Genomic DNA, 13362 nt, shown 5'->3' on the forward strand with positions numbered 1-13362 from the left:
ATAATTAGCCTCCAAGCTCTCTCATTACTAATTGTTTCATTCTATCAATATTCGGCACACACCCTGTCCACATTTCAAATGCAAGTGCACCTTGATAAACGAACATATCGATTCCATTTTGAATTATTGCACCTTGTTCTTTCGCATCGCCTAAAATTTTCGTCTCAAATGGATTATAAATAATATCAGAAACAATCGTTCCTTGTTTCAATGAACGAATTTCGAGCGGCGTATACGCAACATGTGGATGCATACCTATCGTTGTTGTTTGGATGATAATATCATATTCCCCTTGATTTTCCGCTGCACATTCTAACGATAGAGCATGTGAATTAACATTTGCCATGCACCCAGCGATAAGATTTTCCGCCTTATCTCTCGTACGATTAGCAATATCAATTTCTTTCACGCCTACATCTGCAAGCGAGAAGTAAATAGCTCGGCTAGCACCACCTGCACCGATTAATAAAATACGTTTCTCTTGAAGTGGATCTTCACTAATTGACTGCAGGGCACGAACAAAACCAATTCCATCTGTATTATACCCAATCAATTTTCCATCTCGATGAACTACTGTATTTACCGCACCGATTTGCCTTGCTAACGGGGCAACCTCATCCAAGTGCTCCATAATTGCAACTTTATGTGGAGTCGTTACATTAAATCCTGAAATACCTAATGCTTTCAAACCTTTTACTGCTTCCCCTAGCGCTTCTTCTTCTACAAGAAACGCATGATAATGGGCATCCATATTCAAGTGTTCAAATGCATCGTTATGCATAACGGGTGATAATGAATGTCCAATTGGATTTCCGATTACACCATATAATTGTTTCATAAATCCCTCTCCATATTAAATTAAAGATTTACGTAATGAAACACTTACTCCCTTTGGTACATGAGCAACAATTTTCGCTCCTGATTCATTTACAGTAACCCAGCCCAATCCAGAGAATACAACATCCGTTTTTGGCTCACGAATATTAAATTCATATTTCACAAACTCAGGCATATTTTCTAATTCTTCTGGTGTCGGTGGATTCAATAATTCTCCAGCGTGTCTTTCGTACAATTCATCAGCCTTTTCAAGCTTTGTACGATGGATTGTTAAACGGTTTGAGAAATGACAAGTAAATGCACGACGGCCTCCACTTACATAATCAAATCGTGCTAATCCACCAAAGAATAATGTTTGTTCTTCATTTAATTGGAATACCATTGGCTTAACTTCTGTAGTCGGTGTAATAAGCTTTAAGCTTTGTTTCCCAACATAATGCGCCATTTGATGATGATTAATAATACCTGGTGTATCGTATAAAGATGATGTTTCGTCTAATGGGATATCAATTAAATCAAGCGTTGTTCCTGGGAAATGTGATGTTGTAATTACATTCTCAGTCTCATCACTAAACTCTTTAATCATACGATTAATAAATGTTGATTTACCAACATTCGTACATCCAACAACATAAACATCTTTACCTTCGCGGTAATGCTCAATTGCATCAGCAAGTTCAGTGATTCCTTGTCCTTTAGCTGCACTAATCAAAAAGACATCTTCTGGTTTTAAACCAAGTTGCTTTGCACTATAGCGCATCCAATGTTTTACTTTATCATGCTTAACTGACTTTGGAATTAAGTCAGCCTTATTCCCTACAAGTAATACTTTATTGTTCCCTACAAAACGATGTAAGCCCGGTAACCAGCTACCATTGAAATCGAAAATATCTACGATTTTAACCACTAGTGCGTCTGATTGTCCAATTCCGTTCAAAATACGAAGGAAATCATCATCTGTTAAAGATACATCTTGAATTTCGTTATAATGTTTCAAACGAAAACAACGTTGGCAAATTACTTGTTCTTTTTCTAAAGATGATACAGGAGCGTATCCTACTTCATTTTTATTTTCTGTTTGAATTTCTACACCGCAACCAATACATTTAATTGTTTCAGTCAAACTTTATTCCTCCCAGTTAATTAAGCCTTTTTTCTTCATGTTTCTCATAATTCTTCGTTCAATTTTTCGATTAAAGCGTGTCACCAATCCGTCCGTTTGCGCTACCGGTACAACTAAAATTGTATGAAGTCCCACACGATTCCCACCGAGCACATCCGTTAGTAACTGATCTCCAATTACTACAACTTCATCTGGCTGCAGGTGCATCTCGTGTATCGCACGCTTAAATGCGCGAACAAACGGTTTGCGCGCACTATGAATAAACGGAATACCTAATGGATCAGCGAATTCTTTAACGCGTTGCTCGTTATTATTTGAAACGACCGTTACTTGAATATCATTTTCTTTCATTTTCAAAAACCACTCTTCAAGCTGTGGTGTTGCGTTTGGACGATCCCATTCAATTAAAGTGTTATCTAAATCAGTGATAACTCCTTTAATTCCACGTTTTTTCAAATCTTCTGCTTGAACATGATATACATTTTTCACATATTCATTTGGTAAAAATAACTTCAATTTCTTTCACCTCTTTGAGGATTTTTCATAAAATTTTTCGACAGCATTTTTCGATAGATAACCTGTGGATAAACTTGTACACACTTTCCACATTAATTTTTCAGTCAATTCGGAATTTACTAACATTCTATACACATTTTATCCACTGAGGTATGTGGATAACCTCTTGTTTGTGACTGTCATATTTTTTTGGTACATTAAATGCAACAACGAATCAATCCTTATATTATTAGGAGGTGACTCACCTTGAAAACAAAACATATGGAACAGTTATCTACTGATTTACTCACTGAGTCTTATTATAAAGCAAAAGAACTAAAATTAAATCCCGACTTCATTTTACTTATAAAACAAGAAATTATTAGACGCTCGTTAGAGGACAAGCTCGTCAAATCTTCTTGAGTACATATAGATTGCTGATTGACCTGTAAAAAGAGCCATCCTGCGATGGCTCTCGAATAAACAAGTACTCCCATCTAGGGGATTTCTTCATCAAGCATCTTTGTCCACATTTCTTAATTAGAGCTTCATAAGTATATTATAAAATCTTTTCTTTACTTATGAGATACTCGGGTTGCAATTTTTTCACCAAGACGCAGCTCTTGCCCACTTGTCAATTCCTGCACTGCTTCAATCATATCTTTTTCAAATAATAAAACAACTGTTGAGCCAAATGTAAAGTATGCCATCTCTTCACCTTTTTGAACAGTACTTCTTTCATGAAGGAGCTCGATACTATTAACAAACATAGCACCTACTTTTACAAGCGCCATATGTTCGCCTTCACTATTTACTTCTGTAACAGAGCGATAATTTTTTGACAATGGTTCTTTCCCATACTCCATACCCGCTGCATTTACCGGATATGATTTTCTGCCGAGTACAAATCTTTCAGTCACAGACCCAGAGAGCGGACTATGAATACGATGATAATGACTTGGACTCAAATAAATTACCATATATGTACCGCCTGCATATCGCTTTGCACGCTCTTCATTACCTAGCATATCCACAATTGAATAACGCTTTCCTTTTATATCGAATGTTTTTGTATCCTCAATAGGACCTTGATCAGCAAAAACACCATCAACAGGACTAACGATACTCGATGCATCAGTATCAATACTACGCTTTCCTTCTTTTAGCCTACGTGTAAATAAATCATGCAATGTTCGATATTCCTTCAAACCCTTTTCCATCTCATCTTGATTAATTTGAAAAACTTTCGCATATGATGGAATAATGATAGAGCTCAAACGAGATTGTGCAAATTTACGTAATATATAAGAAGTAAAACGACCATTTGTAAGTTCGATCATAAGTCGATATAATGTCCGTCGCAAATTACGAAACCTCCTAATCAGCCTATAACTTTAGTTTCCCCTTCTTTTCTCTCTATATCATATGTAAAATTGGTTCTTATTCCCACATATAGAATGGAGCCGTCTCGTTATACACGAAGAAAAACTAAGTATAATTTTTATTCTTAAATTGTTTAGCACCTTCTAATATTACAGATAGAACCCACCATTTTCAACAGTGAACATGTATTTCTTCTGAGAGCAGCTCGTTTTCTTTCCGTTTTCCCGAAAGAAAAGCAGCCACTTTTAAAGTGTAGCTGCCTACAATATACATTATTCTTTTGCTTTTTTCTCTTTCTCAGCCCGCACAAATTCGTGGAACATTTTCATTAAAGCACGCTTTTCAATTCGCGATACGTAGCTTCTTGAAATACCAAGTGCCTTCGCAATCTCCCTCTGTGTTTTCTCTTTATCAAGCCCAAGTCCAAAACGCTTCACAATTACTTCTTTCTCTCGTTCGTCTAAAATATCGATATACTCTTTAATTTTTTCTAACTCCATACTAAGCTGAATCATATCAATTACATCTTCAGATTCTGATTTTAATATATCAATAAGCGATATTTCATTACCCTCTTTATCTTGCCCGATTGGATCATGAAGTGAAACGTCTTTTTTCGTTTTCTTCAGCACACGTAAATGCATCAAAATTTCATTTTCGATACAGCGCGCTGCATATGTTGCAAGCTTAGTTCCTTTCCCTGCTGAATAGCTTTCAATCGCTTTAATAAGCCCAATGGTACCAATTGAAATTAAATCTTCTGCATCTTCACCAGTGTTTTCGAATTTCTTAACAATATGAGCTACAAGCCGTAAATTATGTTCAATTAAAAGATTTCTCGCTTGAGCATCACCTTGCTCCATTAACTCTAAGTACTTTCTCTCATCATCTGATGATAACGGCTGCGGGAACGCATTGTTCTTCACATAAGAAACAAATACAAACACTTCTCGAACCATATATCCAATTGCGGCGAATAGACTCAAACCTTTCACCTCCGCCAAAATAGTGGTCTTTACTATGTGTATGTGGGCAGGAGGTTGTTTGTGTCTGTACGATATCATTCCAACATGTTTTTAAGCATGATATTTGTCGCATAAAGCTTCGTTACGTATACTTAAACAAAAGATAGGAGGGTAAAATGTGAGACATTTTATTACCTTCTTGTACCAGAGTAGCTTGTAAGAGATGAACTCCTTGTACGCTCTTGCAAGCTGCTTGTACTACAAGGAGGGATTACAAATATGAAATTCGAAAGAACACGTGCTTATACAAGACACCAACGTCAGCGTACAATGCGCCGAAAGATGAATATTGCAAAACACGCATGGGGATATACTCCTGAAATTGTCGGTATTTTTGCAAAAGGAAAAGTTCACTGTTCTTGCGGCATGTGTACAACAAAGTGGAGAACAGAAGGACCACCTGCCAGTGTACAGAAGTGGTTATACAAAATTGATACATGCGAAGAATAATCGTTCTTTCTAAAAAAGGTCTTCTCTCGAAGACCTTTTTCCCTATTTAAAGACTTATTTACTCCAAATCTTTTCCCCAGTGTGGGCATCAATATAACGAATTTCTCGACCACACTCGAAAGGCTCTTTATAATTTTCACCCGTCGTTTGTTTATACAGTAATTGATATACCGTTTCCTCTGCATCATTATCTATACACCATTCTAATTTAACTCGGATGGCCTCTTTGTATATTTCTAACACTTTTTCTTTTGTTACTTTTAGTGTTGTTTCATATGTGAGCACTTCTTTTATAAAGTTGCTAGATTCTCCTGAGTAGTGCATCACAGCACCATTTTCTGTATTGATATTGACCCTAAATTGGTTATACTCTGCTGGAATACCATTCACATATACGGAAAAGGTAAATCTTTCAATCCCATCTTCTGCTTCTTCACGTTCTTCCCAAAGACGGAGATATTGTGTCACATCTGGAATAACTCGTTCTAAAAATTGAAGTGCTTCTTTGTAAACATTCCTCTCTAGACAGTATTTGTTTTACTTCTTTATCGTCTGTCAGTTTTATAAAACCAATTAATTCATTGGTTGATTTATCAATCGTAATGCCAACTAAATTATTATATTTTAACATCAGTAAATGCTTTTTAAAGAATTCATTCATTATCTGTTTGATTCATCATACCCTCTCCTTTATTACAATTTAAGGTGATTATAACAAACAAAACCAAAAGTCATTAGCAAAAAGACAAAAAACTGAAACAATTAGTTCATACGAATTTCACATGAATCTATTACTATAAGAATTGTACATAATGAAATTACTAACAATGACGTTTATTCATATATAATTTCATTTGAAAGGGGTTGAAAAGATGAAAACTAAATATCGCTTTATGATCTCATCATTTGCTGCTTGCGCCTACATGATTTGGTGTTTAGTATAGTAACAACTTCACTTGTAAATAAGAAAAGGTGTGTATATAAATGGAATATAACCAATCAACCGTTAACTACTGGAAAGCTTTTGTATTACCTTATACATTCGCTTTAGAAGAGTTAAAAACTAAATTTGAAATTATGAACCGGGAAGCTCAATTTTTAGAAGACTACAACCCGTTTGAACATATAAAAACAAGACTTAAACAACCCGAAAGTATCATTAGGAAGCTTGAGCGTAAAAATTTATCACCAACAGTTGAAAATGCTCAAACACAATTACAAGATATTATTGGCATCCGTATTACATGTTGCTTTGTAGAAGATATTTACCATTTAAAAGGGGTTATTGAAAATCGTGGAGACATGGAAATTGTAGAAGTAAAAGATTATATTTCCAATCCAAAAGGAAATGGCTATAAAAGTTTGCATATGATTATTAAATATCCATTGTTACTAAATTCTGGTACGAAAGATGTATTTGCAGAAATTCAATTACGTACACTTGCGATGGACTTTTGGGCAAGTTTAGAACATAAACTTTACTACAAATATGAAGGGAATATACCTGATTATTTGAAGGATGAACTACATGACGCTGCTATGAAAGCTGAAGATCTCGATAATAAGATGGCAACAATCCGTCAAGATATTGATGACATTGAAGCATGTTCAAATCAAATTTTATTACCACTTTAAAAAGGTTCTCTCCTATGAGAACCTTTTTTTATTCCGCTATTTGCGGGCAGTAAGACTCCCACTGATTAAAGTTTCACTTTATTTCTTCTCTATCGTACGAACCTCTTCAATCTTCCACCCTTCGTCTTCTTTTCCAAGTGCATACTGCATTTTCTTTTGAAGAGTAACCCCTCCATCTACTTCTTTTTCCTCCGTTTCAACAATAACAGGCCCACCTTTAAGAGCTTTCATATTCATATGTTCCAATTCTATTTTCTTATTTCCCTTTTGAAATGCCGCTTCCTTTTGTGTTTTTAAGTCTTCAGCACTAGGCATCTTCTTTGAAAATAACTCCATATGTTCAGCAAGATTTTTTTCATTCGTCGTCCGTACAAATGCCTCAATAACATCTTGAATGGATTTCTCTTCTTCTTTCGTTATATGTACCTTTTCCTCAGTTTTCTCAGCAGATTTTTGTTCTATATTATTCTCTTGAGATTGACATCCAACTAGCAATAATACAAATACTAGAAGGAATCTTAATTTCCCTAAAAAAACTCTCATCTTTCCATCTCCTAAAAAGAAAAGTGAGGCATTTCGCCTCACTTTCATTTATAATTAGCGTCTTCCTTTATTCGGGTCGCCGCCGCCAACGATGTCAAAGACACGTTTAGCTATATTTGTATTTTCTTGAACGCCAGAGAATAAGTATTTACCTGGTCCGAATGCATATACGTTCACATCTTCACCTGTATGTCCACCCGTTGTCCAACCTGTAACCGAACGCTTATTGAAGATATCTTCAATTGCATTATCAATCTTTGTTACATCTTTTGATGGAGCTATATCATTTACAGCTTTAATTTCTTCTGGTGTTAATTGTAGATCAATATACTTTTTCAATGTTTCTTCTACATTTGCACCTTTTACAATCTCATTTGCCATAAAGTCTGGCGTACGTTTAGCAGCTTTAATCGGATCTACTTTAAAGTTATACTCCCCATTCGCACCTAAAGATAATCCGCCAGTAGCATGGTCTGCAGTTGCAACAACTAATGTGTTCTTATCTCTTTTCGCAAACTCAATTGCTGCTTTAAACGCTTTTTCGAAGTCTTCCATTTCACTCATTGCACCGACAATATCATTATCATGTCCAGCCCAATCAATTTGACTACCTTCGACCATTAAGAAGAAACCATTTTTATTTTTGTTCAAGCGCTCAATCGCGGTATTTGTCATCTCTTCTAATGAAGGTGTTTTGTCAGTACGGTCAATCATTTTATCTAAACCACCTGGTGCAAATAAACCAAGAACTTGATCGCTTTTATCATTTAATAATTGATTACGATCTGTTACATAACTATAACCAGACTTCTTAAATTCTTCTGTAAGATTGCGGTCTTTTCTAACAAAGTTATTCACACCGCCGCCAAGCATAACATCTATTTTATGCTTACCTTTAATTTTCTCATCAAAGTAATCATTTGCAATTGCGTCCATATTTTTACGACTAATATCATGTGCACCGAATGCAGCTGGTGTTGCATGCGTAATTTCAGACGTTGCAACGAGTCCCGTTGACTTCCCTTTTTCTTTCGCTTGCTCCAATACTGTTTTCACTTCAGCTTTATCATTATCTACTGCAATAGCTGCATTATATGTTTTTATACCTGCTGACATCGCAGTAGCTGCCGATGCAGAGTCTGTAATATTTTCATGTTCATCTTCTGGATATGTTTTTTGTGTTCCTACAAGATGCTTATCAAATTCTGTAGATTCCATCTCAAATGTTTTTGGATTATCTTTCATATAACGATGAGCTGTCATATATGAAGGCCCCATACCATCCCCAATTAATACAATGACATTTTTAATTTTTGCATTGTTTCCGTTCTCATCCGCATTAACCTCACTAGAACGCGTAAAATTCCATGTTGCTACCGAAGTAACTGCTAACGACGCCACAACTGCAAATGGCCATGCTTTTTTTACAAACTTTTTCACTGTCTTGTCCCCCTAATTAGGTTATTCATTTCCCACTATCAAATTTAATAGAAGACTGTTAAGAGAAAATGAGTTATATGTAAATTTTTTGTTAACTTATGTAAATTTCAGTTATAATTTGTATAAGTTTGTCTTGTCATATCAAACATACTTCCCTTTACAAAGAAAAATATAAACATGTTGGATTTTTTTAATACGAACCTATTATTTTACATTTCGTAATATTATTCTTATTTTTTCTAATTTAAATAGAAATATGGTGAACTTTATGAAAACAGTAAAACTAGACGAATCTTCCATTCCAGATTTACTCTCTCTTTGCAAATCAGTCGGGTGGTTACAGCATGAGATTTTTATGAAAGAGCAATTCCATATGTACCTTTCCATTGGCACAATTTTTGGCTATGTACATGAGAATAAACTTATTGCAGCGGGCGGGGTCTTTTCGTTTGCCCCTGGATTTTCTTCTATCGGTATGTTAATCGTGCATCCTGATTTTCAAAGAAAAGGAATTGGCCGTATTTTGTTAAACACTAGCTTAAAAGTAACTCATCCATCGCTCCCTATTACGCTCATTGCAACAAAAGCTGGCGAATCCTTATATGAATCTTATGGATTTCAATCAATAACAACAATTCATCGTTTCGAAAAACAAGCGGCTCATATAAGTACAAATTCTTTTCCCATAAAACAAATTCAGCAAGCCGATCTTCAATCTCTCATTTTTCTTGATCAAACTGCGACTGGTGCATATCGTTCTAAGCTTTTTTCATCGCTACTATCGAGAGCAACTTACTCCTTTAAAATAGAACGGGATAATCAAATAGATGCTTTTGCTTTATGCATACAAAAAGGAGATGTACTATGTATCACTCCGCTTATTTCAAAAAAAGAAAAAGACGCTATTCAGTTATTAGAAATGATTTGTAAATCGTGGAGTGGGACGATACGCATTGATGTTCCGCACTCACAATTCATATTCCGCCAATTTCTTCAAACAGCAGATTTCCAGGAAACGCTCCTTTCACCTCTTATGATAAAGAATGGCAATCAACTTCCTGGAAATCGTAATATGCTATTTGCTATGATAGATGCAGCGTTATGTTAGAAAGGGGACACCTAATTGAAGCGATTTAGCTATTTTATGGTAGGTTGTCTTACTCTTACACTATTAGTAGGATGTAGTGCAGCAGAAAAGCCAGTAGAACAAGTAAAACAAGTTAAAAATACAATTACAGCGAAACTAGCTACCGAGGAAAAAATGGTAGAGATAGATGGTCAAACGATTTACTTTAAAAAGATTGGTGATGAAAAACCACCTTTACTTATGATCCATGGATTTGGAGGATCATCCGATGGTTTTCAAAAGATTTACTCAGATTTAGCAAAAGATCATACGATTATTTCTGTTGATGCTTTAGGATTCGGACGTTCCTCTAAGCCGATGGATTTTTATTATTCTTTTCCAACTCATGCAAATTTGTATTATAAGTTAATGAAAAAACTAGGGTATGACTCATTCGCAATACTGGGACATTCGATGGGCGGAGAAATTTCTCTTAATTTAACATATTTATACCCTGAAGCGGTTACTCACCTTATTTTAACTGATGCTACAGGCGGCCCTCATACGTTCGTTAATAAACAAGGTTCACCAAAACCAAAGGTGTCGACTGATTTAAGTGCCGTTTCTTCTATTGCAGATTATGATGAGAGCAAAGTTAAATTCAAGCGTAATGATGAAGAGCATTATAATAAAATGAAATTATGGCCTAGGCGTCTTCAAATCAATGCAAATGAAATTAAGCAACCAACTTTAATTATATGGGGAAGAAATGATAGTAGCGTTTCTTGGAAAGAAGGAGAAACTTATCATCAATTCTTAAAAAATAGCACTTTCCATATTATTGAAAAAGGTTATCATGCTCCATTTCGTCAAGAGCCACAAGAATTTGTAGGGTATGTAAAAGATTTCTTCGAGAAAAATCCTATAAGTGCTGAAAAATAAACGGGTATCTCATTTTGAGATACCCGTTTTCATATATTAAGCAGCTTGTCTTTGGCGTTTTTGAGTTTTTGATCCTAATACTTTCGGTATAACGAAGCCATCAATTCCAAGTTTTCCAGCATTCATACCAGAAACAAGAACGAACATGGATAAGATAACCATTTCAGGATTTACACCAATTGACCCACTAAACATATAGGAAAAGTTCATTACAAGACCGAAAAAGACCGCTGTTTTTGTTAAACAGCCCACAATTAAACCAATTCCGACTAAAATTTCTCCCCACGTCACAAGTGTATTAAATAAATCAACGTTTGGAATTGCAAAATCTTGTAAGAATGATGCCCACCAGGATTGAACAGCCGGTTGTGCTCCTTTAGATTTTTCAATTGCACCTTGTAAATAACCAGTTGCATCGAAGCCTTTTCCTTGTAGTTTACCGATTCCAGCCATTACCCATGTGTAACCAAGATACACTCGAATTATCGCTAATACAAAAGAAACTGTTTTGTTTTCTCTTAAAAATTGAATAATCATATCTTCCTCCTAAAGTTGTAATTAAGTCAGTTACAGATAATACAATAACATTAGTTACTTACTTTTAAAATGTTAATTGTGAATAATTCGTGACATACATACAAAAAATTAAATACTAACGTATATATAGTAACTTTTATTACCTGTAAAAACTTGAACATATCATACCACAGGTGATAATCATTTTCATTGAAAAAGTGTAAAAAAAATGTGAGTTAAATGTGAAACACGTTTATTCGAATATAGAACAAATGTGTTTCACACTATTTATATAATCGAAATGTATGTGTTTCCTCATCGATTAATCTCGCTTCTTGAACACCTTCTTCTAACATTGTGTCATGGTTAATAAGCCTGTAAAATAAGCGTATTGTAAACATAAGTGCTACATTTCCATCTACATAAGCTATCGATTTAACATGTGATTTTGTATCTTTATGTAAAATGGATTCTACTAGTTTCAACTCCCTAAATTCACAATATGTGTAATATGCAATTTTGCATATTACTTAATTTCCGCTACACCAAAGTATACTCTCTGCTCATTTAAGTCGTACACATTTCCCCCTAACTCTTCCATTACAAATCCCCCTCCTATAAGTCCATTTCATATATACCCGTTTCTTTCAAAAAATCAGCTCTAGTTAATGCGACTTTCTGTAAATATTGCCTATACGCTGTAATTGTTCCATCATGTGAAACGATACAAACTTTTTCTGCTCTTAACTGATAGCACCAGTGCAGAAATTCATCTACTATTTGCTGAAATTCCTTCTCCGAGATAATATTGACTCCCTCATTCCATAACAATTCATTTGTACTTTCTTCTAATGAAAAATGTGGAAATAAATTTTTTATTACCTTTCGATCTAACAATTGATCGCACGGCAATGTTTTGGCGGATTCCCGATAAGGGAAAATACGCGGGGATATATATGGATGAACAATTTTTTGACAAGCAGCTTCCGCACTCCATATTGCCGCAGTTTGTAAAGTTCGAAGTGTAGGACTAGCGATTAATATATCCTTTTCTTGTAATGGTACATCGCACTGAAGTAATTTAGCCTGCTTCTTTCCCACACCCGTCAATGGCGGATTCACCGCTTGTAAACTTAATGGTAAATCTTTCGTATGCTCACCTTCACCATGCCGAACAAAGACAAGTTTCATTCTCCTCTTCCTCTCACTATGAAATAGTCTCACATATTTCTTCCCTAATTTTTTCTTTACTCCTGCTATTTTAAAAAGCAGAATGTAAAAAGTGTTTGATATCAACTTTTGGAAAATATTACAATTATATATGTAAAATATTTTTTACAAGAAGAGGAGGATTACAAATATGAAATGGATTATCTTCTTTATCGGAATGATCATATGGGGATACATAAATGGCTTTTTTAATAGCGATAAAACTGCTAATCCTTGGATTACAGATGATGAACGGGAAACAAAAATTAAGCAGAAGGCAATTATCGCAAGCTGGTCTGGTGTTTTCATGTTTTGTATCTTTAACCCCTTAAACAAATGGTTAGGTTTAGGAATGAGCGATACATCACCTTACTTACCAGCTCCTGTCGCAACTATTTTAAAAGAAAATGTAGAGTTACAAGTTTTAATTATGTTATTCATTACATATGGACTATTTTACGTATACTACCAAAGAAAACTAAGCGCTTAACTTTTATCTCATGATTATCCTCCTAAATGGTTATAGTAACTAGGACGTAATGAAAAAAGGAGAGATATAAAAATGAGTAACTCAAATGATTTTTTAGATACATTACATGAAAAACAAGCAAAAGATGAACAAAACAGAAAGCGCCAAGGGAACGGAAACCCTGCGAAAAAAAAGCCAAATAAAACACATAAATAACATTGAAAAACCT

The 13362-nt window shown here is 34.9% G+C and carries 16 protein-coding genes and 2 pseudogenes; 7 read left to right on the top strand and 11 right to left on the bottom strand.

What is annotated here, in order from left to right; genetic code table 11:
- Positions 1-4: 4 nt before the first annotated feature.
- Genes aroE through EXW56_RS20765 form a run of 3 tightly spaced genes read right to left on the bottom strand, consistent with a single transcriptional unit; the run spans position 5 to position 2476 of the window.
- On the bottom strand, positions 5-838 hold the full coding sequence (gene aroE / locus EXW56_RS20755) for a shikimate dehydrogenase (RefSeq protein WP_215596901.1): 834 nt from the start codon (positions 836-838) through the stop codon (positions 5-7).
- A gap of 15 nt (positions 839-853) precedes the next feature.
- Positions 854-1960 carry a ribosome biogenesis GTPase YqeH gene (gene yqeH, locus EXW56_RS20760; RefSeq protein ID WP_002111922.1) on the bottom strand — a complete coding sequence of 369 codons (1107 nt, stop codon included), beginning with the start codon at positions 1958-1960 and terminating at the stop codon, positions 854-856.
- Positions 1961-1963: 3 nt separating this feature from the next.
- Entirely contained in the window at positions 1964-2476 is a 513-nt protein-coding gene (locus tag EXW56_RS20765) for a YqeG family HAD IIIA-type phosphatase (RefSeq protein WP_002111923.1), read from the bottom strand.
- A 246-nt stretch (positions 2477-2722) separates the two neighbouring features.
- Between EXW56_RS20765 and EXW56_RS20770 the strand changes: the two genes are divergently transcribed.
- Positions 2723-2878, top strand: coding sequence for a sporulation histidine kinase inhibitor Sda (locus tag EXW56_RS20770; protein ID WP_002015226.1), 156 nt, complete (start codon positions 2723-2725; stop codon positions 2876-2878).
- A gap of 152 nt (positions 2879-3030) precedes the next feature.
- Here EXW56_RS20770 and EXW56_RS20775 read toward each other — a convergent pair whose 3' ends face one another.
- Both EXW56_RS20775 and sigK read right to left on the bottom strand, forming a co-directional pair.
- The gene (locus EXW56_RS20775) at positions 3031-3819 is read right to left on the bottom strand and encodes a phosphatidylserine decarboxylase (protein ID WP_002145683.1); all 789 of its coding nucleotides are present in this window, start codon (positions 3817-3819) and stop codon (positions 3031-3033) included.
- Positions 3820-4110: 291 nt separating this feature from the next.
- Positions 4111-4824, bottom strand: coding sequence for an RNA polymerase sporulation sigma factor SigK (gene sigK / locus EXW56_RS20780; protein ID WP_000051382.1), 714 nt, complete (start codon positions 4822-4824; stop codon positions 4111-4113).
- 258 nt (positions 4825-5082) lie between these two features.
- On the opposite strand from sigK, the gene EXW56_RS20785 reads away from it, so the two are divergent.
- Positions 5083-5313, top strand: coding sequence for a hypothetical protein (locus tag EXW56_RS20785; protein WP_002111926.1), 231 nt, complete (start codon positions 5083-5085; stop codon positions 5311-5313).
- Between the two features lie 54 nt (positions 5314-5367).
- Here EXW56_RS20785 and EXW56_RS20790 read toward each other — a convergent pair.
- A pseudogene (locus EXW56_RS20790) lies at positions 5368-5977 on the bottom strand (YcdB/YcdC domain-containing protein); the annotation flags it as partial.
- A gap of 320 nt (positions 5978-6297) precedes the next feature.
- On the opposite strand from EXW56_RS20790, the gene EXW56_RS20795 reads away from it, so the two are divergent.
- Positions 6298-6948 (top strand): GTP pyrophosphokinase, encoded by a 651-nt coding sequence (locus EXW56_RS20795; protein WP_215596902.1) that lies wholly within the window; start codon positions 6298-6300, stop codon positions 6946-6948.
- Between the two features lie 78 nt (positions 6949-7026).
- Here the strand turns inward: EXW56_RS20795 and EXW56_RS20800 are convergent, their stop codons facing one another.
- Entirely contained in the window at positions 7027-7491 is a 465-nt protein-coding gene (locus tag EXW56_RS20800; protein ID WP_215596903.1) for a hypothetical protein, read from the bottom strand.
- Between the two features lie 54 nt (positions 7492-7545).
- On the bottom strand, positions 7546-8931 hold the full coding sequence (locus tag EXW56_RS20805) for an alkaline phosphatase (protein ID WP_002111932.1): 1386 nt from the start codon (positions 8929-8931) through the stop codon (positions 7546-7548).
- Between the two features lie 268 nt (positions 8932-9199).
- Here EXW56_RS20805 and EXW56_RS20810 point away from each other — a divergent pair, with 268 nt between their 5' ends.
- Positions 9200-10039 carry a GNAT family N-acetyltransferase gene (locus tag EXW56_RS20810; protein ID WP_002160423.1) on the top strand — a complete coding sequence of 280 codons (840 nt, stop codon included), beginning with the start codon at positions 9200-9202 and terminating at the stop codon, positions 10037-10039.
- Positions 10040-10054: 15 nt separating this feature from the next.
- The gene (locus tag EXW56_RS20815) at positions 10055-10939 is read left to right on the top strand and encodes an alpha/beta fold hydrolase (RefSeq protein WP_098988388.1); all 885 of its coding nucleotides are present in this window, start codon (positions 10055-10057) and stop codon (positions 10937-10939) included.
- Between the two features lie 36 nt (positions 10940-10975).
- Here EXW56_RS20815 and EXW56_RS20820 read toward each other — a convergent pair whose 3' ends face one another.
- The 3 genes and pseudogenes from EXW56_RS20820 to EXW56_RS20830 form a co-directional block, all read right to left on the bottom strand.
- Positions 10976-11476, bottom strand: coding sequence for a DoxX family protein (locus EXW56_RS20820; protein WP_002199313.1), 501 nt, complete (start codon positions 11474-11476; stop codon positions 10976-10978).
- A 263-nt stretch (positions 11477-11739) separates the two neighbouring features.
- A pseudogene (locus tag EXW56_RS20825) lies at positions 11740-12068 on the bottom strand (delta-aminolevulinic acid dehydratase); the annotation flags it as partial.
- Between the two features lie 2 nt (positions 12069-12070).
- Positions 12071-12646, bottom strand: coding sequence for a histidine phosphatase family protein (locus EXW56_RS20830; RefSeq protein ID WP_002199312.1), 576 nt, complete (start codon positions 12644-12646; stop codon positions 12071-12073).
- A 169-nt stretch (positions 12647-12815) separates the two neighbouring features.
- Here EXW56_RS20830 and EXW56_RS20835 point away from each other — a divergent pair, with 169 nt between their 5' ends.
- Together EXW56_RS20835 and EXW56_RS20840 are read left to right on the top strand one after the other, a co-directional pair.
- Positions 12816-13154, top strand: a complete 339-nt coding sequence (locus EXW56_RS20835; protein ID WP_215596904.1) for a phosphoglycerate mutase — start codon at positions 12816-12818, stop codon at positions 13152-13154.
- Positions 13155-13226: 72 nt separating this feature from the next.
- On the top strand, positions 13227-13349 hold the full coding sequence (locus EXW56_RS20840; protein WP_000071861.1) for a DUF4023 domain-containing protein: 123 nt from the start codon (positions 13227-13229) through the stop codon (positions 13347-13349).
- Positions 13350-13362 lie beyond the last annotated feature (13 nt).

This window comes from Bacillus mycoides (assembly GCF_018742245.1).
GTDB lineage: Bacteria > Bacillota > Bacilli > Bacillales > Bacillaceae_G > Bacillus_A > Bacillus_A cereus_U.